26 protein-coding genes and 2 riboswitches are annotated in these 24035 nt (G+C 41.3%); of the genes, 6 read left to right on the plus strand and 20 right to left on the minus strand.

Features of this window, described 5'->3' with window-relative positions; all coding sequences use genetic code 11:
• Nucleotides 1-87: 87 nt before the first annotated feature.
• A complete protein-coding gene (locus ABC374_RS16025) occupies nt 88-924 on the minus strand; it encodes a lipoate--protein ligase family protein (RefSeq protein WP_413018861.1) in 837 nt (278 codons plus the stop codon).
• A 201-nt stretch (nt 925-1125) separates the two neighbouring features.
• Here ABC374_RS16025 and ABC374_RS16030 point away from each other — a divergent pair, with 201 nt between their 5' ends.
• Nucleotides 1126-1509 carry a rhodanese-like domain-containing protein gene (locus tag ABC374_RS16030; RefSeq protein WP_076365383.1) on the plus strand — a complete coding sequence of 128 codons (384 nt, stop codon included), beginning with the start codon at nt 1126-1128 and terminating at the stop codon, nt 1507-1509.
• 139 nt (nt 1510-1648) lie between these two features.
• On the opposite strand, the gene gcvPB is transcribed toward ABC374_RS16030, so the two are convergent.
• Genes gcvPB through gcvT form a run of 3 tightly spaced genes read right to left on the minus strand, consistent with a single transcriptional unit; the run spans nt 1649 to nt 5569 of the window.
• Nucleotides 1649-3106, minus strand: coding sequence for an aminomethyl-transferring glycine dehydrogenase subunit GcvPB (gcvPB, locus tag ABC374_RS16035; protein WP_413018863.1), 1458 nt, complete (start codon nt 3104-3106; stop codon nt 1649-1651).
• The gene (gene gcvPA, locus ABC374_RS16040) at nt 3099-4445 is read right to left on the minus strand and encodes an aminomethyl-transferring glycine dehydrogenase subunit GcvPA (RefSeq protein WP_350299459.1); all 1347 of its coding nucleotides are present in this window, start codon (nt 4443-4445) and stop codon (nt 3099-3101) included. Before gcvPA ends, gcvPB begins: the two co-directional genes overlap by 8 nt.
• A gap of 17 nt (nt 4446-4462) precedes the next feature.
• Complete coding sequence (gene gcvT, locus ABC374_RS16045; RefSeq protein ID WP_350299460.1) at nt 4463-5569, minus strand: glycine cleavage system aminomethyltransferase GcvT; 1107 nt, start codon at nt 5567-5569, stop codon at nt 4463-4465.
• Nucleotides 5570-5707: 138 nt separating this feature from the next.
• Nucleotides 5708-5791: riboswitch (glycine riboswitch) on the minus strand.
• A gap of 3 nt (nt 5792-5794) precedes the next feature.
• Nucleotides 5795-5882: riboswitch (glycine riboswitch) on the minus strand.
• 375 nt (nt 5883-6257) lie between these two features.
• On the opposite strand from gcvT, the gene ABC374_RS16050 reads away from it, so the two are divergent.
• Both ABC374_RS16050 and ABC374_RS16055 read left to right on the plus strand, forming a co-directional pair.
• Nucleotides 6258-7946, plus strand: coding sequence for a DEAD/DEAH box helicase (locus tag ABC374_RS16050; RefSeq protein WP_350299461.1), 1689 nt, complete (start codon nt 6258-6260; stop codon nt 7944-7946).
• Nucleotides 7924-8721 (plus strand): YqhG family protein, encoded by a 798-nt coding sequence (locus tag ABC374_RS16055; protein WP_413018866.1) that lies wholly within the window; start codon nt 7924-7926, stop codon nt 8719-8721. Before ABC374_RS16050 ends, ABC374_RS16055 begins: the two co-directional genes overlap by 23 nt.
• A 46-nt stretch (nt 8722-8767) precedes the next feature.
• Here ABC374_RS16055 and ABC374_RS16060 read toward each other — a convergent pair whose 3' ends face one another.
• From ABC374_RS16060 to ABC374_RS16100, 9 genes are all read right to left on the minus strand, one after another.
• Nucleotides 8768-8953: a YqzE family protein gene (locus ABC374_RS16060; protein WP_063233067.1), complete on the minus strand. Its 186-nt coding sequence runs from the start codon at nt 8951-8953 to the stop codon at nt 8768-8770.
• 111 nt (nt 8954-9064) lie between these two features.
• A complete protein-coding gene (comGG, locus tag ABC374_RS16065) occupies nt 9065-9421 on the minus strand; it encodes a competence type IV pilus minor pilin ComGG (protein ID WP_413018868.1) in 357 nt (118 codons plus the stop codon).
• A 22-nt stretch (nt 9422-9443) separates the two neighbouring features.
• Nucleotides 9444-9926: a competence type IV pilus minor pilin ComGF gene (comGF, locus tag ABC374_RS16070; RefSeq protein WP_413018870.1), complete on the minus strand. Its 483-nt coding sequence runs from the start codon at nt 9924-9926 to the stop codon at nt 9444-9446.
• On the minus strand, nt 9874-10212 hold the full coding sequence (locus ABC374_RS16075) for a hypothetical protein (protein ID WP_413018872.1): 339 nt from the start codon (nt 10210-10212) through the stop codon (nt 9874-9876). Before ABC374_RS16075 ends, comGF begins: the two co-directional genes overlap by 53 nt.
• The gene (gene comGD / locus ABC374_RS16080; RefSeq protein ID WP_350299466.1) at nt 10199-10657 is read right to left on the minus strand and encodes a competence type IV pilus minor pilin ComGD; all 459 of its coding nucleotides are present in this window, start codon (nt 10655-10657) and stop codon (nt 10199-10201) included. The genes ABC374_RS16075 and comGD overlap by 14 nt, the downstream gene beginning before the upstream one ends.
• Complete coding sequence (comGC, locus tag ABC374_RS16085; RefSeq protein ID WP_063233178.1) at nt 10650-10961, minus strand: competence type IV pilus major pilin ComGC; 312 nt, start codon at nt 10959-10961, stop codon at nt 10650-10652. Before comGC ends, comGD begins: the two co-directional genes overlap by 8 nt.
• 78 nt (nt 10962-11039) lie before the next feature.
• Complete coding sequence (gene comGB, locus ABC374_RS16090) at nt 11040-12074, minus strand: competence type IV pilus assembly protein ComGB (RefSeq protein WP_413018873.1); 1035 nt, start codon at nt 12072-12074, stop codon at nt 11040-11042.
• Nucleotides 12058-13143 (minus strand): competence type IV pilus ATPase ComGA, encoded by a 1086-nt coding sequence (comGA, locus tag ABC374_RS16095; RefSeq protein ID WP_413018874.1) that lies wholly within the window; start codon nt 13141-13143, stop codon nt 12058-12060. The genes comGB and comGA overlap by 17 nt, the downstream gene beginning before the upstream one ends.
• Nucleotides 13144-13238: 95 nt before the next feature.
• Nucleotides 13239-13619, minus strand: coding sequence for a Spx/MgsR family RNA polymerase-binding regulatory protein (locus ABC374_RS16100; RefSeq protein ID WP_350299468.1), 381 nt, complete (start codon nt 13617-13619; stop codon nt 13239-13241).
• A 215-nt stretch (nt 13620-13834) separates the two neighbouring features.
• Between ABC374_RS16100 and ABC374_RS16105 the strand changes: the two genes are divergently transcribed.
• Nucleotides 13835-14536 (plus strand): helix-turn-helix transcriptional regulator, encoded by a 702-nt coding sequence (locus tag ABC374_RS16105; RefSeq protein WP_350299469.1) that lies wholly within the window; start codon nt 13835-13837, stop codon nt 14534-14536.
• Between the two features lie 85 nt (nt 14537-14621).
• A complete protein-coding gene (locus tag ABC374_RS16110) occupies nt 14622-14864 on the plus strand; it encodes a DUF2626 domain-containing protein (RefSeq protein ID WP_076365317.1) in 243 nt (80 codons plus the stop codon).
• 52 nt (nt 14865-14916) lie between these two features.
• Here the strand turns inward: ABC374_RS16110 and ABC374_RS16115 are convergent, their stop codons facing one another.
• Complete coding sequence (locus ABC374_RS16115) at nt 14917-16017, minus strand: class I SAM-dependent methyltransferase (RefSeq protein WP_413018877.1); 1101 nt, start codon at nt 16015-16017, stop codon at nt 14917-14919.
• Between the two features lie 331 nt (nt 16018-16348).
• Nucleotides 16349-16975 (minus strand): MBL fold metallo-hydrolase, encoded by a 627-nt coding sequence (locus tag ABC374_RS16120; protein ID WP_413018879.1) that lies wholly within the window; start codon nt 16973-16975, stop codon nt 16349-16351.
• A 232-nt stretch (nt 16976-17207) separates the two neighbouring features.
• Here ABC374_RS16120 and ABC374_RS16125 point away from each other — a divergent pair, with 232 nt between their 5' ends.
• A complete protein-coding gene (locus tag ABC374_RS16125; protein ID WP_101222560.1) occupies nt 17208-17381 on the plus strand; it encodes a DUF2759 domain-containing protein in 174 nt (57 codons plus the stop codon).
• 231 nt (nt 17382-17612) lie between these two features.
• Here the strand turns inward: ABC374_RS16125 and ABC374_RS16130 are convergent, their stop codons facing one another.
• From ABC374_RS16130 to ABC374_RS16150, 5 genes are all read right to left on the minus strand, one after another.
• Nucleotides 17613-18782, minus strand: a complete 1170-nt coding sequence (locus ABC374_RS16130) for a YqgU-like beta propeller domain-containing protein (RefSeq protein WP_413018881.1) — start codon at nt 18780-18782, stop codon at nt 17613-17615.
• Nucleotides 18783-18955: 173 nt separating this feature from the next.
• Nucleotides 18956-20122: a M14 family metallopeptidase gene (locus ABC374_RS16135; RefSeq protein ID WP_413018883.1), complete on the minus strand. Its 1167-nt coding sequence runs from the start codon at nt 20120-20122 to the stop codon at nt 18956-18958.
• A gap of 566 nt (nt 20123-20688) precedes the next feature.
• Complete coding sequence (locus ABC374_RS16140) at nt 20689-22542, minus strand: LTA synthase family protein (RefSeq protein ID WP_413018885.1); 1854 nt, start codon at nt 22540-22542, stop codon at nt 20689-20691.
• Nucleotides 22543-22721: 179 nt separating this feature from the next.
• Nucleotides 22722-23696, minus strand: a complete 975-nt coding sequence (locus ABC374_RS16145; RefSeq protein ID WP_413018888.1) for an ROK family glucokinase — start codon at nt 23694-23696, stop codon at nt 22722-22724.
• Nucleotides 23697-23710: 14 nt separating this feature from the next.
• Nucleotides 23711-23920, minus strand: a complete 210-nt coding sequence (locus ABC374_RS16150) for a YqgQ family protein (RefSeq protein ID WP_101222565.1) — start codon at nt 23918-23920, stop codon at nt 23711-23713.
• Nucleotides 23921-24035: the final 115 nt, after the last annotated feature.

Below are 24035 nucleotides of genomic sequence, written 5' to 3' on the forward strand. Positions count from 1 at the left end.
TTTTAGGGCTTATCCCTGCAAGGGATGTGTTATTCGATCAAACAAATCTGAAAAAACTTTTTTATTTCCACTCTAATTATGCTTCCTCTATCTCATGAAATTCCATTCATCGCTTTCATATTTGCTTTCTGCAATGGCCTTCACTTCCAGCAATTGCTTTTCGGTGAGGACGTATGGCTCTAAATCGACCGAAAGTCCTTCGGCAAAACCTTTTTCAAAAGCTTCTTTCGCTTCAGGGATGGTTATCTTTCTCCCGGCAATCTCATTTATGGCCACAGCTTTGTTTTTTAAGTTTTTTTGCATTCTCTCTTTAACCCTGTCATTTGAGAATTTAAATACGCTAAAGAGCTTATCATCATCAAGCTCAAGCAAAATGGACCCGTGCTGAAGGATGACGCCTTTTTGCCTGGTTTGAGCGCTGCCAGCGACCTTCCTGCCCTCAACGACCAGTTCATACCAGCTAGGAGCATCAAAGCAGACGGAAGACCTGGGCGATTTTAAAGCCGCTTTTTCCTGTTCGCTTCGAGGCACGGCAAAATAAGCATCCAATCCCAGATTCCTGAACCCCATTAATATTCCTTCAGAAATGACACGATAAGCTTCAGTAACGGTGGTTGGCATTCCCGGATAGGATTCTGGAACGATTACGCTATAAGTCAATTCATGCTCGTGCAGGACCGCTCGTCCTCCTGTCGGCCTGCGAACAAAACCAAGGCCCTGCCTTTTGACCTCTTCCAGATCAATCTCCGCTTCTGCCTTTTGAAAATAACCGATCGACAATGTCGCTGGATCCCAGCCGTAAAAGCGTATGATCGGCGGAATTTCCCCTTTGCTTTGCCAGTTTAACAGGGCTTCGTCCAGCGCCATATTAAAAGCCGGTGAACAATACCCCGAATCTATAAAACCCCATTTTTCTTTAGTCATCCTTACCCCTCGTTTCGATAGACGTTTTTCAATCCCCCACAAAAAACTCACATGTAGTAGTTTAACAGACTTTAACACTCTAAAAAAGAAAGTGCTATCAAGTCATGAAGAATTTGATGAAAATTCTTTTTGATTATTGGGTAAAGCAATTATATAATAAGGATTGTCTGTATTCGTTAAGGTAGAAGGGAGTTTTTATGTTTGGAAATATTATATACACTGCTCATCATCTTAGGAGTGGTTATTGCGTATTCACTTTTTAATTGGTACCGCCAGCGTAAAATCGTTAAAACACTAACACAGGACGAATTTATCGCTAACTACAGAAAAGTGCAGCTAATCGATGTGCGGGAACCGAATGATTTCGATAATGGTCATATCTTAGGCGCAAGAAACATCCCTATGACTCAAATGAAAACACGCTTGGTCGAAATTAGGCCGGACAAGCCTGTATATTTGTACGCTCAAAGCGAAATCATCAGCGGCAGAGCTGCAGCCATGCTATACAAAAAGGGCTACAGGGAACTTTTTCACTTAAAGGGCGGTTTCAAGATGTGGACCGGGAAAATCAAAGCAAAGAAATAAGACCCCATCTCGGCATGGGCTCTTTTTAATTCCATAGCTCAAGTAAAAGAAAGTCAACTGTTGGACTTTAATGGAAACTTACATAAACATGAAAAATCCCCGCCGGCAGGCAGGGATTTTTTTCGTGTAAGCTACTAATCTAGGCTTGATAACGCAAAACGGGTTTTCTTGCAGCAAGAGTTTCATCAAGCCGCTTTATAACGGTTGTATGCGGAGCTTCCTGAACGATTTCCGGGGTTTCTTCCGCTTCCTTGGCAATCTGGATCATCGCATCGATGAACGAATCCAGCGTTTCTTTTGACTCGGTTTCAGTCGGTTCTATCATCATTCCTTCTTCCACGTTCAACGGGAAGTAAATGGTTGGAGGATGATACCCGAAATCCAGCAATCTTTTAGCTATATCGAGAGTCCTTACCCCCAATTTCTTTTGCCGGCGTCCGCTTAATACGAATTCATGCTTACAATGACGATTATATGGCAGGTCAAAATAAGGTTCCAACTTGCGCATCATATAATTGGCATTGATGACCGCGTTCTCTGTGACGGCTTTAAGGCCATCAGGACCCATTGAACGAATGTACGTATATGCCCTCACGTTTATTCCGAAATTACCATAATAAGGTTTTACCCTGCCAATGGATTGCGGACGATCATAATCAAGGACGAATTGCTCACCTTGCTTGACTATAAGAGGTTTAGGCAAGTAAGGAATCAAGTCGGACTTCACACCTACAGGACCAGAACCCGGACCGCCGCCGCCATGCGGGCCTGTGAATGTTTTATGGAGATTTAAGTGAACCACATCAAAGCCCATGTCACCCGGGCGTGCTTTTGATAGGACTGCATTCAGATTGGCTCCGTCATAATAAAGCTTCCCACCTGCATCATGGACAAGTTGTGCCATTTCCAAAATGTTTTCTTCAAACAATCCCAATGTATTAGGGTTCGTCAGCATCAAGGCCGCCGTATCAGGTCCGACAACACGCTTTAAATCTTCAAGGTCGACTAATCCATTTTCATCGGATTTTACTGTAATCGTTTCAAGTCCGGCAACAGTGGCAGAGGCAGGATTCGTACCGTGTGCAGAATCAGGTACAATCACTTTCGTCCGTTCTGTATCGCCATTCGCTTCGTGAAAAGCGCGAATCATCATTAACCCTGTCCACTCACCATGTGCACCTGCTGCAGGCTGTAATGTCACTTGGTCCATCCCGGTGATTTCCGTTAAGTGTTCCTGCAAATCAAATAAGAGTCCCAATGCTCCCTGAACGGTAGCCGGATCTTGATATGGATGGATATGGGCAAAGCCGTTGAAGCGTGCCACGTTTTCATTTATTTTCGGATTATATTTCATCGTGCATGAACCCAGCGGATAAAAACCCGAATCCACCCCATGATTCCGTTTGGAGAGTGCTGTATAGTGACGCATGATATCCAGTTCGGACACCTCAGGCAGTTCTGCCTCTTCTTCACGGATGTAGTCGGCAGGAAGAATTTCTTCGAGCGGAATAGTTGCAACATCCATTTCTGGCAGACTGTACCCGATTCGACCGGAAGTACTGATTTCAAAAATGAGTGATTGATCTTGATTATTCATGTTGATCCCCCAATTCCTGCGCAAGTGCATCAATTTCTTCTTTTGTTCTAAGTTCAGTTACCGCAACCAGCATATGGTCTTTCAGCTCAGGATAAACCGTCCCTAAATCAAAGCCACCGATCATCCCTTTTTCAAAAAGGTTTTTATTGATTTCTGAAAACGAAGCAGGCAGTTTAATGACAAATTCATTGAACGAAGGACCATCGAATATCACTTCCACCCCTTTTGCCATAATTGCTTTTTTCGCATAATGAGCTTTTTGAATATTTTGCACGGCCATTTCTTTGACACCCTTTTTCCCAAGCGCGGTCATTGCAACAGAAGCTGCCAACGCATTCAAAGCTTGATTGGAACAAATGTTGGATGTGGCTTTGTCACGGCGAATGTGCTGTTCACGAGCTTGAAGCGTCAGTACAAATCCCCGTTTACCATTTTCATCCACTGTTTGACCGACGAGTCGGCCCGGAACTTTCCGAACAAGTTTATTAGTAACGGCAAAATATCCACAATGAGGTCCACCGAATGCCGCTGGAATGCCGAATGGCTGAGCATCCCCCGTTACGATATCTGCACCAAGTGCACCAGGGGATGTCAATGCTCCCAATGCAAGCGGATTACTGGAAACGATAAACATCGACTTGACGCCATGAATGATTTCCTCCATTTCTTTCAATGGCTCGATGCGGCCAAAAAAGTTCGGATATTGCACGATCACTCCTGCAATGTCCTCATTCGCCAATTCCCTTAAAGCAGCTAAGTCCGTCACACCGTCTTTAAAAGGAATTTCGATCACTTCCACGCGTTGCCCTTTCGCATATGTCTTAACGACTTCTCTTGATTCAGGATGAACGGCTCCTGAAATGAGAATCTTTTTGCGTCGTGTCTGGCCTGAAGCAAGCATGGCTGCTTCAGCCAGCGCTGTTCCGCCGTCATACATGGAGGAGTTAGCCACATCCATGCCCGTCAATTCACATATCATCGTTTGATATTCAAAGATGGCCTGAAGCTCCCCCTGTGAAATTTCAGGCTGATAGGGTGTATAAGCCGTGTAAAATTCAGAACGGGATAGAACATGATCGACGATGACCGGCGCGTAATGGTCATAGACACCCGCACCAAGGAAGGAAGCATAGTTTTTAAGGTCCGCATTCTTGGCAGCAAGCCTTGATAATTCTTTCATTAATGCAGGTTCAGATTTAGCAGGCTTGATATCGTATTCTCCTTGAAAACGAACGCTTTCAGGGATATCACTGAAAAGTTCTTCAGCAGTGGATACCCCTATCGCTTTCAGCATTTCTTGTTTATCTTGCTCTGTCATGGGTAAATAACGATGTTTCATCTAATGACCATTCCCCTCTATTTACGTGGTTTTTTATAAAAAGGTGTTTGTATTATAACGGCTTTCAAACGTTTGGAACGGATTTCCACTTCGACTTCCGCATCCAGCACCGAAAATTCCTTATCGATAAGTACCAAACCCACGTTTTTCTTCAACGTTGGTGATTGGGTACCGGTCGTGACCTCGCCAATGACTTTATCACCGCTGTAGACCTTATACCCATGACGTGGAATGCCACGGTCAATCATTTCAATTCCCACAAGCTTGCGGGAAGCTCCTTTCTCCTTTTGCTCAGCAAGAACGGCTTTCCCGAAAAAATCAACTTCCTTATCCACTTTTACTGCAAAACCAATCCCGGCTTCTATCGGGGTGATGTCCGCTGAAAGCTCCTGCCCATACAGCGGCAGTTTCGCTTCAAAACGCAGGGTATCACGAGCACCTAAACCAATCGGCTGAACCCCCTCTTCGTTTCCGGCATCCATAATCGCCTTCCAAAGGGCAGGACCATTTTCACTGTCACTATATATCTCAAAGCCATCCTCACCAGTGTACCCAGTACGGGATACCAGCGTGGAGATGCCGTTAATCATGACATTTTCCTTGAACTTGAAAAATCCTATTTCACTTAAGGCAGTATTTCCCGATAGTTTTTGTAATATCTTCTCTGCAGCTGGTCCTTGAAGTGCCAGCTGTGTATAGTCACTCGATACATTCGTAATTTGGACATCTTCCGTTAAATTAGCTTGCAGCCAATTGAAATCTTTTTCTGTATTCGCTGCATTGACCACGAGCAGATAGTCGTCCTCAGCCCTTTTATACACGATAAGATCATCGACCGTGCCTCCGTTTTCATAACACATGGCGGTATATTGGGCACCGCCCTGTTGCAGCTTTGATATATCATTGGTCAGCATCTTCTGTAAAAAGGAAAGGCTTCCGGGACCCTTAACATCGACTTCACCCATATGGGAAACATCGAATAACCCCGCTTTTGTTCGTACGGCTTCATGTTCGTCCTTTATACCCGAAAATTGGACAGGAAGTTCCCAGCCGCCAAAATCAATCGTTTTACCTCCGTATTCACGATAAACCTCAAATAGTGGTGTTCTTTTTAAATTGGTCAAAAAATGACCCCCTTCAGATTTTTTTTAATTAATTGGCTTCATTATCAAAAGCTTCTTGTCATTACGCATCAGATATTTCCTGATTCATGATGTGAAAAAAGCACAAAAAAGGACAGAGAAAGCCCGTTTGAGCTTTTTCTCTGTCCTGAAACCTGAAAGTTTACCTATGTAATAGGTTTTCCCCTTTGGTGGCCGTCCCAAAATGGGCGGCGCTCTCCAGAGTTGCGTCCAATAAGAGTTCTTTTGCCTGAGAGATTCACTGCTAAGTTTGCTCCTTCGGCGCTACATCCGTAGTCTCTCCCCTTATCTTCACCCGCATATAAATGGTCTACCAATGAAAGGAAGCGAATAAGCCACCAAGCATCGGTAAAACCCCTGAGCATCGTGGAATGCATTCTCTGCCAATTCTCCTGAAACTTCAGAAACCGTTTGATTGGTCTCCTTCAGTAATCTTGGATAAATTAGGAGCCTATAGCCCATACTAAGAAAACGCGAACTGCAAATCGATGTACAAAGATTCTTTGTAGCGTTTGGAAATTGGAATTTTCTAAATATACTTATATCCTACCCTAAGAAACTTATCTCTGCAATATCTTTTGAAGAGAAATATTTTTCTTACTTCACATATGAAATGTTCGGGTTTTGACCTTTTATTAAGGAAATTATGATTTAAGAGGGAGTTATTTCTATGAAAATCAATATATCCTTTAATTCTGAATGGACTGACGAGTTTCTGCAAAAGATGGAAAATGACGGTCCATGGGGGAATTGGGAGCTTTATAAGCTGGCGGTTCAAATGGAGGAAAATCTTATCATCCCTGATTTTGAAGGTTTACAGGCGCCCAAGCACCTTCCGCAGTTAACCCCGCTTCCGCATCAATTGGAAGCAGCCAAGCAAGTGGTGGAAAAGATGAATGGAAAGGCCATTTTAGCTGATGAGGTAGGGCTCGGAAAAACAATTGAAGCTGGATTGATACTAAAAGAGTATATGATTAGGGGCCTTGTAAAAAAAGTTTTGATCCTTGTTCCGGCTTCCCTTGTCACACAATGGGCTTTTGAATTGAATACCAAGTTTCATATACCGGCAGTCGTTCAGAGAAAAAGTTATGTTTGGGACTCCTGTGATGTGGTCATTTCATCCATTGATACAGCCAAACGCGCTCCACATCGAGATATCATTTTCAAGCAGGAATACGACTTCATCATTATTGATGAAGCTCATAAACTTAAAAATAATAAGACAAAGAACTATGAATTCGTCCAAAATCTGAAAAAGAAATTTTGTTTACTCCTGACAGCCACTCCGATTCAAAATAAAGTCGAGGAAATTTTCCACCTCGTTTCGTTATTGAAACCGGGCCACTTGGGAAATGCCTCACTTTTTTCGGAAAAGTATAAAGGGAAAGGCCGGAACATAATTGAAGATGAACACCTAAAGGAACTTGTCAATACTGTCATGATTCGAAACCGGCGGGCCGATACTGGCATTGAATGGACAAAACGGCATGTAGAGACCATCACCATTGAATTTTCTCCAACGGAACAAGCATTGTACGATGCCGTTTCCAAATTCAAACCTATTTCGGATGGTTCTAAAGGAAGCGCATTTTCGGCTCTCACTCTCCAAAGGGAAGCATGCAGCAGCAGAGAGGCGGTCTTTTATACATTAAAGAATATGAAAGCTAAATATGATCAGCCTTCCCCTGACTTTTTGGCAAAGCTTGATGATTTATTTTCTAAAGTGAATGAAACGGTTCAGAACTCCAAGGCTGAAAAAGCTTTGGAACTGATCAAGAAAATTGATGATAAAGTCATTATCTTTACCGAATATCGGGCGACTCAGCTATATTTACAATGGTACCTACAGCAGAATGGAATTTCTTCAGTTCCTTTCCGAGGCGGTTTTAAGCGCGGAAAGAAAGATTGGATGCGAGAATTATTCCAAAAGAATATACAGGTATTAATTGCAACAGAAGCTGGCGGGGAAGGGATAAACCTTCAGTTTTGCCATCACTTGATTAATTTTGACCTGCCATGGAACCCGATGAGGCTCGAACAGAGAATTGGACGGATACACCGCCTTGGTCAGGAAGAAGATGTGATGATTTATAACTTTGCCACGAAAAATACAGTAGAAGAACATATTCTGAAGTTATTATATGAAAAAATAAATTTATTCGAGAAAGTAATCGGCGAATTAGATGATATTCTAACCAAACTGGATATTAACAACATTGAAGAATATTTGATTGATGTGGTCGGCGAATCCAAAACAGAGGGCGAAATGAAAATCAAGATGGATAATTTTTCATCGTTAATCCAATTCGCTCAATCAATGAAGGAAGGTGAGGTTCATGCAGCAACGGGAAATTCATGATTTTTTATTAACTTACTTTAAAGCCAACGATTGTGAAATACTGGATAATGCACCAACCCACCTTACAGTCCAATTGACGATTGATATGGATAAAGAATTACTGAACAGACCCTTTTATTGGCATTATCTAGAAAAAACAGGTGGCGTTCCGAACCCAGCACAGATGACTTTCATTACCGATCCAGAACAAGCTCCATCCGATTTAAAGGGAGATATGATTCATTTTGGCTCCCCTCGCCTTCACCAGATTATTCAATCTACCAAAAAGCTGGCAGGGTATACTAGACTTTTTGAGGATACCCCTCCAACAAAAGGGGGAAATAATCCTTTGTTTCCTTGGCTGACCCTGAATGTGAAAATATCCTATCAATGCGACCGTAAAAAGGATACCTTCATGTCGATCGGACTGAATTTAATCTCAGGTGAGATCATGGAAAGATTTCACCATCGGGTTTTACCGATAAAGGTCACCCCAAAAATACCGGATTACTCCTTTACGCTTTCACCGCTCATCATGCCCAAGAGCGGATTGGCAAGACTCGATACATACATCAGGACCAGTTTCGAGGATGATGACCATTCCTGGGCAGAGGAAGCAATGCTTCGCTGGCAGAATGACTTGAATTTATTGGAGCATTTTTACAAGGATATGGACGAAAAAAGTGAGAGCTATTTTACCGAAAAAGATGCCTTAAAAGCTCAATATGAACCCAACATCCGAATATCCATCATCAACGGAGGGTTATTTTACCTTTCAGATAGGGCATTGGGATAAGTAAGAACAATAAAAAAACAGATGCCCTAAGTTCAGGACATCTGTTTTATTTTTTGATATTTTTCCTTACGAACATCGACAAAGCAAAAGGGACAATGCCAAACCAATGGGACATACCATGATTTTTATCCTCTTTTCTGTGACGGCGCTTTTCTTTTCGTTCTTTTTTCGTCAGATTAAAATACTCGACAAGCTGCTGAGTCAGATATTTAATATAAGCGTTTGTAGACATATAAAATCATCACCCTATGCAAAGTATGCCCCGTTTACGCTTCTTTTATTCTTTCGCTTGTTCCCTGAACACGTGTACCTGTCGCTTTCCGTTTAATGTTGATTTTGCGTATTACACAGCCTGCTTTTCCAACCATTCTTTCACTTCCCCCGCTTCTTTATCATATTGAATGATGACCCTTCCCTCGCGGTCATTTTTAGTCGTGGAAGAAAACTCGATATAGACGTAAGGCCCTTCTTCTTTCATTAAGGAATACCGTACCACACCATTAGGGTATGAAATTTTCCCCTGGATGATTTTGGGGATCTCTTCGCCCCACTCTGCCGTCACATCCTTGATCGCTAAATGGACAAGATGGTCGGCCACAAGCGATTCTTCCACTTCTTTATAAAACTTTTTATCGATGATAAACTGATCGATCATTAGTATCGTGAACATGATGAAAACACTCGCTACAATCATTACCATCGGGAAAACGACTCCTTTTTGATTATTCATCGACTTTCGTGACATTCCTAAAGAAAGGATGAAATCTTCGACTGAAAGTAGTCCCTGCTTTATCCGTTATATTTATAACAATGACACTGCCATCCTTCTCAACCCCGAATTTCGAAATGTTCTGTAAGATGACCTCATGCCCCATACCATTCACTCGTCTTCGGACCTTATCTTCATATTGTTCAAACGATGATAATTGTTCATCTGAATGCAGCAAATATAATTTATTTCCCATTACATCCTGAGCTTTGGAACTCCGGACCTCCTGCTTCATTTGCATGGTAAAGACCTCCCACTCTTTAGAATGTAATTCATCAACGGACCCCATCTGGGTGTGAATGATTGAAAAAAGCTGTAGAACAAAAAGGGACGTCGTCATTAATATCATTAAAGAAAAAAACATTTCAATCATCGTAAAGCCATCATTTTTTCGCAGCATCACAAATGGATTCAAGATTACCCGATTCATCTTCATAACGTACACACCCTTCAATCATCCCCGGGAAATCCCCATGGTCCTTCCAAACCAATTCATAGGATTTTTTTTTGTAGAAGATTTCCTGACCAATTGCTTGTATCTCCCCATCCATGAACGCCGTCAATCTTTCATATAATAAATGGTGGGCTTCTGTCCTTACGGCAATATCTTTCCGATGCGTCATTAACTCTTCAAGAATCGGTAAAATGGCAAGGACCAGGAAAATACAAATGGAAAATGCGGCCATCAGCTCAAGGTAAACGTAACCTTTACAATTTCTCAATCCTGAACCTCCCTTTACCGATATTGAGGACTAATTTGTACATTCCTTTTGACGTATCAATCATAATCGTCCCGGCTTTTGAAGCATTTCCATACTGATTAAAATGGAAGCTGAACCCCAAAGTGTCACTTAAAAACTGAATATCCTTTGGTATGCTTCTCTCTAGAACGATCCCCTCCGTATAAGACGAAACGGTATAAACCTTCTTGGCATTATCTATATGGAGGTAAATGAAGCTCTCATGACTGATGGCATACTGTTGTGCATAGAAGAGATCTTCATGGAATTGAGAAAGAAATAGCCTATTTTCCATGCCTTTAGTGAAGCTAGGATATAGATTAGGACCGATGGAAATCAGGAGTACAACAATAACGAGGACAATAAGGGTTTCAGATAGTGTGTACCCCCCATCGGAATGCCGTATATTCCCTTCTCTCCTACTCAACGACCGTTATCTTTCCTTTACTATCCAAACTAATATCATCCCCATTAGGACAGGATGTCTGTTTGAGATAGCCTTGACTTTCCAATTCCCCGATACTTCCGGGCAGTTTAGCATTATCAATCTCATAAGCCTGTACCTGTGCTTGGGCCATCTTCACGAATGCTTCACATCCTTTGGACTGAATCGTAGATTGGTTCTTTGTGATATTGGGGATTGTTATAATCAAAAGGATGGAAATTACCAGTAAAACAATAAGCATTTCAATTAGTGTAAAACCACGTTCATTCATCACTTTCTTCAACATATCCATCATGCTCCTGAAACCACCTGAATACCAGATAGCCTTCGAGCATTTTCACCTCCGGAATACAATAATAGAATTCTATATACTTTCGAGCAGTGAGAACATCGGCAGCAAAACCGCCAAATAAATGGACACGATCAACAGACCTATCAGTGAAAACATGAGAGGCTGAATGATTTTTAAGATTACATTCATTCTCTCTTCAATTTTCTCCAGTATAAAACGACTGTAATGAAGTAGCTCCGCATCAAGTCTGCCGTATTTTTGACCATTTGCAGCGACCACCGGCAAATTACCATCAAAATATGGAAGCTCCCGAAAAACTAATTCAAGTGATCTGCCCTCGATCAGATCATCCTTAATGATATTGCATAGTTTTTGGTAAAAAGGCTGCTGTTGATTTATCGAGAATAATTTAATGCTATCGTTAATCGATAGCCCTCCGGAGAGTAAACCACTTAATTGGCTTGCAAAAAAATAAGTTTCGTATAATTTGATGAAGGTCCCGAATATCGGAATTCCCATCAAAATCCTCCGCTGCCTTAATGGGCACAATCCGTTAAACCAAAATCGTTTGAGTACATACAAGAATATGAGCAATCCGAGTAAAAAGAAGGGGAGTGCTGGAAGAATGAATGTGAAAGCTGACATTAATCTCAAGAGTGTATGCTGATCGACATCCATCGTGATATAGATTGTCTGGAATTTAGGAAGGAGAACACTCTGAAGAATATAAAAAACGATACCTACAAAAAAGACTAAGAATACAGGATACACCATTAACTTTTTTACTTTATCCATATCCTCGGTTCTTTTCTTCCAATATCGCCCGCCTTCTTTCAACGCCCGTTCCAGGTCGCCGTATTGTTCTCCATAAAATATATAACTTACAAGCTGCGGATGAAAATTCAGATGGGTCAGCACCAAGTGCAGCGGGAAACCGTTCCTTAAATCGGCTTTAGCCTGAGTGAAGTCTTCCGCTTTCTTCTTTGATTCCTGAAATTCAAGAAAATGTAAAGCCTCCGCCAAGGGATAACCATGCTTCAATAATTCACCTAGCTTCGAAATAAAGACCGCCTGCTCTTTTACCCTCCATTTACTTTTTGGTTTCATGGTATACCAGCCGTTCATATTCCTCTGAATCCACATAGCCCATCGCAACCGCTTTTCCGATTTCATCCTTCAATTGGCGGTAGCCTACCGTTGCCATTCCTTTTTCATCTCCCATTATCCTGAGAACCTCAGCCAGGCTTTTTCCATAGAGCAATTCATATACACTGGCCCTTTTATTCCTGGCAGTCATTTTGCAAGCAAAAGCACAGTCCCCTTTACATGGAAGACATCGCAATTCAACCAGCCGCTGTGCTGTCACGCCAATCAAACTCTGTTCAACCTCAAGCAAGCTGACACCAAATTCCAGTAACCTGGAGATGGCTCCCTTGGCATCCCTTGTATGCATGGTTGTAAGTATCAAATGACCGGTTAATGCGGCACGCACTGCAATTTTGGCAGTTTCTGCATCCCTGACTTCCCCAACCATAATCACGTCGGGGTCATGTCTCAGGACAGCTTTTAGACCGACAGAATACGTAATGCCCGCCTTTTCATTGATTTGGACTTGCAGTACCTTTTCGGATACATTTTCAATGGGATCTTCAAGTGTAATGATATTTCGATTGATCATTTCGTGGGCATGGTGAAGCAGGGAATATAATGTCGTGGTTTTTCCACTGCCGGTCGGGCCGGTAAAAATAAGCATGCCATGGGAATGCTTCAGGAGTGCAATCAATTTTTGGACGGTGTTTGGAAATAAGGATAACTGTTCGAGAGGGAGGATATTCTGTTGGGGTATTAAACGGATGACCAAACTTTCGAGATGGGCAGTGGGTAAAGTGGAAAGGCGGAGTCCGACAACCTGGTTAGCCAATTTAATGGTGAGGGCACCACTCTGGGGCCTCCTTTTCTCCCCTATATCCATCGAGGCAAGGAACTTCAAATGAGCGATCAGCCTCTCAGCTTCAAAGAATGATAATGTTTCCTGGGGTACAAGCTTATTGTCTATCCTGAATTGGATGAGAGGTCCCTCCCTCCGAAAAAAAATGTGGATATCCGATGCAGATTCCTGAATGGCACGGGTTAATATTTTTTCTGCGGTCTTTTCAATCGATATCAATTCATTCATCACCTCCTATATTTCTTGTTGTAAGGATTCGACAATCCACGACAAATTCCTGCTCCAGAATAAAAAAAATTCCCGAAAAGAACTTCGAGAATCATTTACATGCTAACTTTCAATTCAAGCCTTTGGGAAACCAAATTTCTTAAAGCGTCTACATTATGACCTATCACCAGTTTTTCCCCGTCTATGAGGATGGGCCTTCTTAATAACTTCGGTTCTTTTGTTAATAATTGGATGACATCAGAAAGCATCATTTCGTCAATATTAACTTGTAAGTCTTTGTAAGCTTCACTTCTTGTAGCTAATACTTCATCAAGTCCTTCCGTTGTCAATTCAAGGATTCTTTTTAACTCTGCTGCAGTTGGAGTTTCTCTGAATAAATGTCGTTCATCGAAGGAAACATGATTGGCCCTTAACCATTTTTTTGTTTTACGGCAAGATGTACAACTTGGGTACGAAAAGAAAGTTAACTGTGCCATACTAATCACTCCCCGTTCACATTTTGTATACAATTATATTTTATATAATGAATGTATAACATTTGTACAATTAATGTATATTTTTTTGCATTATAAAACAGTTTAATTTGTGAACTTTTTTTAAACTAAAGGGAGTTAGCGCTTTCTATTATTCCATTTTTTTCTGCCTGCATTATAATGGACATAGGTAAACTATGGAATACAGGAGGGGTGTAATGGAACAAACGTTAAAAATAACAAACGTGTTAGCAGATCCCACCAGGTATTATATATATCAGCATATTGTGAACAACCATGGCGCTGTATCGGTACAGCAAATTGCCGATTCTTTTAACATCCATCCAAATGTTGCCCGTCTACATTTGTCAAAACTTGAAGATATCGATATGTTGACCTCGGATGCCCGAAAGACCGGTAAAGGCGGTCGACCGAGCCGGCTTTATCGATTATCTGATAAAGTCATTCAGCTTCATTTTCCATACAGGAACTATCAGCTGCTTTCCAGGATTGCAATCCAGACGATGATGACATTAGGGGAACAAGGAAAACAGGCTTTTTATGAAACGGGAAAAGCTTTCGGGGAGGAACTGATCAAGCAGCAACTAGCCCTGAACTCGAAGTCAATCGATCGAATTGCTTTTGCCGAAAAAGTCAGCATGCTTAAAAATGCGGCTACCATCGCAGGGTTATCTCCTGAAATACAAGCAAGCGAAGAAGAAAATAAAATATCCTTCCGTATCTTCAATTGCCCGTTTAAGGAAGTTACTGAAGTGGATCCAGGGACAATCTGCTCCATGCACAATTCATTTTTAGAAGGTATGTTCGAAGCCTTGTTTGATAATGTCAATATTGTGGAATTAGAAAATATGATGTCCAATTGTGCAGCATGCTCATACCAAGCTTCGGTTCTCACATAGAAACAAAAGGCATCCTTTACATTACCTTACAATTTCATTTATAATTATTTAGAATGTACACGACTAGACATAAGGAGGGATTCGGATGGAACGCATGTTCAGAGTATGTGGATTTTGGACAGGAATTATGGCAATTTTCTTTTATCTTGGCCATATGCATCAAACGTCTTTGCTTTTCTTTGCACAAACGATCTTTTTTGTACTTTTAAGTTATTTGAAATTATCTGAGCGCATGTATATTTATGTTTTCGGCGCCTATCTTACCGTTTTCTTTGCAGGATTTTCCTACTGGAGCGTATTTATGATGACTCCTGGTACTGCGCATTAAGAACAAGCAATATTACATAACCCATGAATTTTGATTCATGGGTTTTTACTTGTCACCATTCAGGAAAGATCCTTACATCATTTGCTAAATTCTTCAATTGAAGCAACACTTTGAAATGTTCACTAACTCCCCCTGGAACGATAAGTCCGCGAATTGCACGATTACGCTTCGCCGTTTTCGAGAATGGATCAGTTCCTTGATGGTCCCTCAGTTCCTCTAATATCCCTGCTTTAAGCAAGAATTCATTTTGAAGAAAAAGCCCCTGATTGGAAAGATCCTTTCTTTTTCCAATCTCGATTAATGTGTCAAAATGGATATGTGTCGTCAGATCCATATCACCAGGATACATAAGTGGATCTTTAATCATTTGGTGCTCATAATAGCCCCTCAAGCTCCCTTGAAGATGAGCTGGCTCCTTCCATTCCTTTTCGGTATAGCCATAATCAATTGTAAGGAGTATACCCGATTCGATACAGGAAACGATCTTCTCATATTCACGGACCATTTTTAACGGAACTTCATATCGTTGTTTTTCATTTAAGGTGACAGTTCGTTCTGTAAGGTAAGATAGAATGTCAGGGTTGTCCAAAGGTTCCCTCACCTCTACCAACTCGCCTTCCTTTTCAGTGACGAATACCTCTACGAGGGCTCCCTTATACTTTTCAATCACATGTATAGGCAACGCGTCGAAAAGTTCATTTGAAAAGAGGATACCATTTACCTTCGTCCATTTTTCCAAACTGGCAGCAGAAACTGCCTGTTTGAACATCCCTATACGTTCTTGCTGAAGCCTCCTATGAAATGGACTTTCATCCACAAGGATATAAGTCAAAGAGTCCCATATCTGCGGTTCCATTTCCTTCATGGAAACGAGGATATCATAAGCGAGCTTACCGTCCCCTGCGCCGACCTCGATGATTTTTGGTGAAACTCCGCAGTTTTTTATTAAATAAACGAACCATCTGGCCAGAGATCTCCCAAATGCATCCCCAACATTGCCAGACGTATAAAAATCCCCTCTGGAGCCAATCTTCTTTTTTGCGCGTACATAGTAGCCTATATTTGGCGCATATAAAACAGCTTCCATATAGTCATGATAGGAAATTCTTTTTTGGGGGCTTCCTGCAATCAATTCCTTTAAGTGATTTTTCAACACAATGCCTCCGTCTCCATGCTTCCATCAAATGAAAATTAAATGTTCCTTTCTTTACAAAACACATAAATAAGTTTTTATCGACAATCATACTCAAAACAAAATTTAAAGTTCACAAAATGTTCATTTTTTTCATTTCGCAGTAATAAGCGTGCCATGATTACAAAATGAATGTTTCCAAATCTTAGTTCAGAGCCGAATTAAAGTCTGCACACAAGGCAAGGTCCCGGTTTCTATTTTCAGTATAGTTTGGGAAATGACCCATTTCAATATTTTTACATAATTAAGAACTTAAAATAAAACAGGTGCCAAACGGCACCTGCAAAAGTCATTATCTCAAAAAGGGATTAGTATTCTTTTCATCCAGAATGGTCGTGACAGGCCCATGACCAGGAAAAACGATCGTATCATCAGAAAGTGTCAGCAGCTTCGTTTCAATGCTATTTAACAGCACTGCCTCGCTTCCGCCTATTAAATCGGTTCTGCCTACGCTTCCTTGGAACAAGACATCCCCTGAAAAGAGAAGCCTTTCGTCCTTTACATAATACGAAACGCTCCCTGGTGAGTGTCCGGGGGTTTCGAATACTTCGAAAGTGAATCCCCCAATAGTAAGTTGTTGCTCATTTGCCAGGAAGTGATCGGCAGGCTTCATGCGCATTGGATTTTCCGGGAACCAGTTTTGAGAACCATTCAATGCGGGATCAAGTAGCCACTTGGCCTCTTTTTCATGAATATATGCAGGTATCTCATAATGATCCCGAATAGCATCAAGAGCACCGATATGGTCAAAATGTGCATGTGTCAATAAAATCGCCAAAGGCTTTAAATTTTTTGTTTGTATGTACTGTATGATTTTCTGCGGCTCTTCACCCGGATCGAAAATGATGCAATCCTGTCCATCAGAAACTACATAACAATTCGTTTGCAGCGGGCCTAGAGGTATTTGTGTCCATTTCATTTCCATCAACTCCAATATGATTTTCTATCTTCATCTTACACTAATTAAGCTGCTAATGTTAATCCAGTTTACTCAAGTCATAGAAGTGTCACCTATTAAACCTCGACAAATAATTGAAAAAATATTAAGATATTAACAAATGCAATCTTTTCTACATATTTTTGGTAGTTGCTTTATTCTCTGGGTATATTATTAAGGATTAAGTATTCATTACGAAAAAGGGGGTTTTGACATGATATTAATGGTAGTTTTCGGACTTGTGGCTATATTAGGAGTAGTAGCTGTGTTTACCTCATTAAAAAAGAGAAACTTCTTAGGATTCATTTTTGCTGCCGGCAGTGCAGTCGTGTTTGGCTGGTTCACTGTCATGACTGTCATCAACAGCGGTTTTCCAGTTGCCCATTGAAGAAAAAAGCTCGCCAATCCGGCGAGCTTTCAGTTTGTAGACAAAAGGGGTGTAGAATCGACGAATACGCATTCTGCACTTTAACTTCTATAAGTTGCTGTCTTTAAGAGTGCCTGTAACGGAAATCAACGTCCAATTGTACAAGCCATAAAAAAACTGTAGGCAAACGATTTTCATCGAGTTTCCTACAGTCTGAAAGCTCGCCATCCGGCGAGCTTTTGTTTTAGGTCATCATGTTTGTTTGAACAATCTTTGTATTTGATGGGTTTTCATATCAATGATTTTCTCAAATTGATATCCATATAAGCAGAAGTTGCCATCAAGCGAACAGCTTAATGGTTCATTTTCCATGTCCTTCATCAATTCTTCTTGTGTGCCTTTTTCCCAATTTAATTTAGTTAAGGTAAACCTTCCCTCATATTGGTCCGCATCTTTTGATTCATTAGGAATAAATGTTATCAATTCCTTGTCTTTTTCAATGAAATCATAGGAGGGAATCACCCAATCTGAAAAGCTTTTCAATAGTGGTACGGAAAAAGAGTGGATCGGCTTGTTTGTTGGATCATAAAATGCATATGTACCCCGATCTTGTTTTTCTGTCTCCACTTGAATCGTCATTAGCGCTTGTTTCATTTTTTTAAAGTGAATGACATCGAGCATAAGGCTGTCCGTTCCATCCCCATTAAGCGCTTTTCTTTCTAGGGGTGCCGTCAAAGCAGGTTCTTCCCTGTCCCAATCGAGAAACATCAAATCTTTTTCACTTGCCCATTGAGCAAAGGGCTGTGGAAAGTCCAGAGTTTCCATTGTTTGTTCATCTGGATTCAACACATAACTGTTGTATGTCCAATCTTCATAAAAACTCGATAAAAACAACTGGCCATCTTTAAATGAATTCCACTCATAAGCTAATTCATAGGCTGGGATCGCCACGGAATACAGTGGATCTCCCGTTTTATCGAGTATTGTGATTGATGCTTTACCCGAAGAGGTGAAGGACGATAACAAAATATGCGTTCCAGACGGACTGATCGATACTTCAGAAAACTCAAAAGCCGGCTGATAGAAAACGGAAGTATCATTCGTTTCCAAATTCCATGCCATCAACTGGGATAATTCATTACCATCCCGCTTCACAGAATATAAAATGGTTTTAGAATCCAGCCATCCAACAATGGCTTCGATTTTATCCGTTTCTGTCGGGACCTTTAGATTGCTTACTGAAGTTTCCAGGTTTGATTGGGAGTGTTCTTTTTCCGTATCATTTACGGGTTTACTAAGGTCCTTGGAAGGCTCACAAGCCGAGATAAGAAGGATAGTGGAGATAAATAATGGGATGAAACACAACATCTTACAAATGGAAAGCCGCATACAAAGTGCTGCTTTGGATACTTTAATCTCCACACACCTCCCACTTCAAAACTAAAACGCCTGGCATATGTGAGCGAGACATTAGAAAGAGAGTAAGGATTAACCAATCGAATCCTTACGACTTTCATTATAAAGTAAAAAAGAGAAAATGTGGCGAATAATGATCTTATATTTTTTTGGAAGTATATCCCTTAGGGGGAAATGTATCACATATAAAGGCCTGCCACCAATATCTTGACGGTATCTTCATATATACCAGGCAAATGGGAAAGCGGAAGCGGATTGATGCCCTTTCCCAATTCGATTGTGAAACCGCCGCGTTTGAATTCCTGAATGAACCAATCTTTATACCCGGCATGGCTGTCAACGTATTGTACTGCCCGATATCCGCTGCGTTCCTCAAACTCCCTTGCAACATTCGCTGCCTCTTCAGGTTCATGTCCCTCATATCCCCAATAGAATTCTTTTCCCTGGGTGTGAAGTGCAAGCACTCTTTCAAAATTCCGCTTCATTGCCAGCTCCTTCATGGCCAATGCTTCTGGTTCTGATAACGCGGTCTCTCCTGGGAAATCTCTTGGGGAAGGGGCTTTTGGAATCTTTCTACGCTTTTCAATCTCCCAATTGGCAGGATATTGATTATTCAGATCTATACCGCGTATATTGGCTTTCCAAGCATAAAAGGCAGGATTGCCATTGTTTATTTTTAAAACATCGACCTTCCCCTCTGCCGCCTCCTCCCCCTTTAGGACAAGCTCGACTCCATCCGGATTCACCATTGGAACCATCGAAATGGTCATATCCCGATAGAAGGGCATACAATCCATTCCGCAAAGTGTACGATCATTCGTTACTGCCAGCAGAAAATCATTCAGCCATTTCATCAAAACCGCCGAAGTGATCCATTCATTAGCATGGAATGAACCGTTATAATGTATGATCTTATCGCCTTGACCGATCCTTACCTCAAGGAGTTCTTTTCCCAACACACTCCTCCCAATCGATTCAACCTTAATAAAGGGGTAATGAAAAGATAGAGTATCAAGATCGTCAAGAAGTGATTGATAATCATAGGGCTTGTCGGTGACAATCATGGGATTCATGACCCGGACGGGTACGGAAAAAGGTTTTTGTCCACCTTGATTCAACAATGATACCCCATCGATGGGCAGGTGATATTGTAAAGCGATTTCGGCAAAATCGATATCTAACCGGGACTCTTCCTGAACAATGTATCCAGGTATCTGTACTTCCATGCCATTTGGCAAAACCCCGCCAGTAATGGCGGGATTGGCATCCTCTATCAAAACCCGGGGAATTTGGAACAATTGACTGTAATATGCCAAACCATCCCCGCTTCTGCTCACGACTTTCATTCAGCCTCCGCCCCTTTCATTGTTTTATCTTTATGAAGGGAAAAACAGAAAGATGTTCAGGAAGTCTCTTGTTTCATAATTGTAATGGGTACTGATTCTCCTGAAAAAAAGAAAAAACCTGGATTGCGCCAGGTATCAGTAGACAAACTCGATGAAAATCTCCTACCGTTTTTTTAGGTTTTGTGCAATTTGAACGTCGATTTCCTCTTCAGGCACTCGCTTTCCGCGGGCGGTCCGGGAGCCTCCTCGGCGCCTTTGCGCCTGCGAGGTCTCCCCTAGACTCGCTTTTCTAAGCAGGAGTCTCGTATTAAGTTCCAATCAACTTTGTTTTACCTTTTAGATAGAACACTTTTGTCCACAGTCTTTTTTGTTTAGTATTAAAACTTGAAGTGACTATAGATTCTTTCAAAACATGATTGTATTCAGCGATATCGGCTTGAAATGATTACTTTAGATAATTGATTCATTTAAAACGTTATTTTTAGCCAGTACGATCGTAATACCAGATACCACCTCAATACCTTTTTATCTATAACTGAAACCTGGATTGCGCCAGGTTTCTTTTTTCAACGTTGCTCATAAAATCGAAGCAAATCCCCGTAAATGATTTTGTCGGAGTAATCAAGCTCTTGTTTCGCCTTTTCCAAATACTTTTCACATGAAACCTTTTCAGTCGCCGCTCCAGTCTTTTTATCATAGCAGGTATCCATCGTATAGAGATAATCCTTCGTGATGAAACTGCTATCGCGAAGAACGGTGAATTCTAATTTCTCTTCAGAAAATAGATCTTTGCCGAATTCGATATAATCATCATTTTCAATCCCCAATAAATGAAGGAGTGTCGGCCTTACATCAATTTGGCCGGAAACGGTGGAAATCGTTTTTCCCTTCTGACCGGGGATATGTATGATGAGCGGGACACGCTGAAGTTGGATGGATTCGAAAGGAGTGATTTCCTTCCCAAGGAACTGGCTCATGGCAGAGTTGTGATTTTCCGAAATTCCATAATGGTCCCCATATAGCACAATTATGGAATCATCATATAATCCATCACGTTTCAAATCGCCGACAAATCGTTCCAAGGCTTCGTCCGTATAACGTACGGTCGGAAAATATTGATTCAATGTTTTGGAATTGGAATCGTATGGCTCCAATGTCCGGTCTTCCTCATTCAAAGTGAATGGGAAATGATTGGTTAACGTTATGAACTTGGCATAAAAAGGCTCAGGCATCCTCTTCAAGTGAGAAATTGATTGTTTGAAGAAAGATTTATCATTCAAACCCCAATTGATGGAATTCCCTTCAGAGACATTGTATTCATCACTGTCATAAAACCGCTGGTATCCAAGAGAATCATACATTATGTCACGATTCCAAAAGCTTTTATTATTGGCATGCAAGGAAGCCGTATAGTAACCTTTTTCCGTTAAGATTTCGGGGGTGGCTTTGTATTCATTTTGGGCATGAGTGAAAAATACTGCACCTCTACCTAAAGGATAGAGGGAATTCTCAATAATGAATTCTGAATCGGATGTTTTCCCCTGGCCAGTTTGGTGATAAAAGTTATTGAAATAATAGCTTTCTTTAATGAATTCGTTCAGAAAAGGAGTGATTTCTTCACCGTTGACAGTTTTATTGATGACAAAGCTTTGAGTAGATTCCAATGATACAAGTATCACATTTTTGCCTTTTGCCAGACCATAGAGATCATCATTAACCTCTTTTTGATTGGCACGGACATAATTTTCAATTTCCGACAATTCACTGCCGTCCGCAAGGGCACGTTGAGCTGATGATTTCGTCTGTAATATTGCATCATAGAGGTGATAATGGTACGTACCGATATTCTTAACGAGGATTTCGCGGTCAAACGTTCTTGTCAATAGTTCAGGACGCGCCGCTTCAGCTAAAGCTAAGTTAAAAAATGTTACTCCTAAAGCGATTAACATAAAGAATTTACGATCCTTTGGATTGTATCGACATTCATGGAATGTTTTTGGTTTGTATTTCAGCAGCAGCAGCAAGAAAAGAATATCGGCAAAATACAATAGGTCACTCGGATTGATCAATTCATGTACACTGCTTCCAAGGTCGTTCATATTGCTCGTTTGAAAAAGAACGGGAATGGTTAAAAAGTCATTGAAAAAGCGAAAAAAAACAAGATTGGCAAAGAGGATGAAGGTGATGGAAAAACTCATGATCAATAAATATGCTGTCCTTCTATTTTCTTTTAAAAATATATGCACGCCAAGAGTAAGCAAAAGGAAACTGACAGGATTGATGAATAGTATGAACTCCTGGAACCAATTATCAATATCTATCTCAAAGCTTGTTTTATAAGCAATATATGTTTTAAGCCAAAGTGAAATGAATACGACCCAAAACAATGAATATCCCTGTTTTTTGAAGACCCTTTTCAATCCCGGTCCCTCCTCATCGAAGAAGCGCTGGAGCCATGCCAGAGCGCCTCAATCATGGGTCATGGTTCTCCCCTCTATTTAAATGCAGGAACGATTGCCCCCGCCCCTCAAAAGGGGGGTATTTTTTGAAGATTCCATCTTTTTTTCTTATAACCCTGTTAGCACAGGGCAGCAAGGGATTACGTATTCAGTTGGCTTTTAATGAGCCATGCTCCACCTATCACCCCTGCATCATTGCCTAGTGTGGCCAGGCTGATTTTCGTTGATTTACTAACCCGTTTGAATGCATACTTTCCGAAGGCAGCACGGACAGGATCAAGCAAAATGTCTCCCGCTTGTGAAACTCCCCCGCCAATGACGATTTTATCTGGATTCATGACATTCCCAACATGTGATAGAGCCAGCCCCAAGTAATTGCCTACCTCATCCACCACAGCTTTGGACAAAGAATCACCTGCTGCAGCACATTGGAATAACAGTTTGGAAGTAACTGCATTTCCCTCGTCGACTTTCTGCTGAAGCAATGATTTTTCATTAGCGGCGGTATTCAAGGCTTCTAAAGCCATACGGACGATTCCCGTTGCCGAAGCAACCGTTTCCAGACAACCAGTCTTGCCGCAATTGCATGGTGCCCCTCCGTCCGTTACGACCGTTATATGCCCTATTTCTCCAGCAGCTCCACTGATACCATGGACGATTTGCCCATTATGGATGATCCCGCCGCCTACACCCGTTCCCAGAGTGACACAAACGAGGTCTTTGGCACCATTACCGGCGCCTTTCCACATTTCTCCCAAAGCCGCCATATTGGCATCATTATCGATCACAGCTGGAAGAGATGTCTCCACTTCCAGTAAATCTTTTAAAGGATAGTCCTTCCAGCCTAAATTGACAGCTTCATATATGGAACCGTTAACAAATTTCACAGGGCCTGGAGCACCCATTCCTATCCCTACTATCTTACTCTTCGGTTCATTAAGTTCCACGAGCTTCGCATCAATTGCTTTGGCTATATTAATCGTAATGAATTTTCCCTTTTCGGAGATGTCCGTGCTGATCTCCCATTTATGAATAATCTCTCCGTATAAATTGATTAGAGCCAGTTTGGTAGTTGTACCGCCTAAATCCACACCCATTAGCCACTTTTCCATCATTCTCACCTTTTTTATCAATTTTTTTTCTGTTTTTCCCTTTCAAGAGACAACTGCTGTCTAATTAAAAGGATCGCCATTTGATAATCTTTCGTATCCATCATCTGCATACGGTGGATTTCCCTTATTTCGGCTTCCATCATTTCAAGCTCGGCTAAGCGATCACCAATATAGATAAATGTACCGAATCTTTTCAAGTATTGTTGAAGATCATAATATGTTTTCATAGTAAACCTCTTTACTCTTTTCTTTAGGAAAGTATATCGAATCAGCCTTTTTGTAACAAGCGGCCAATTCCCCTTTTGATAATTTCCCCCATCCCCCTCATACATGTCCAACTGT

This window comes from Peribacillus phoenicis (assembly GCF_047238085.1).
Taxonomy (GTDB): Bacteria; Bacillota; Bacilli; order Bacillales; family DSM-1321; genus Peribacillus.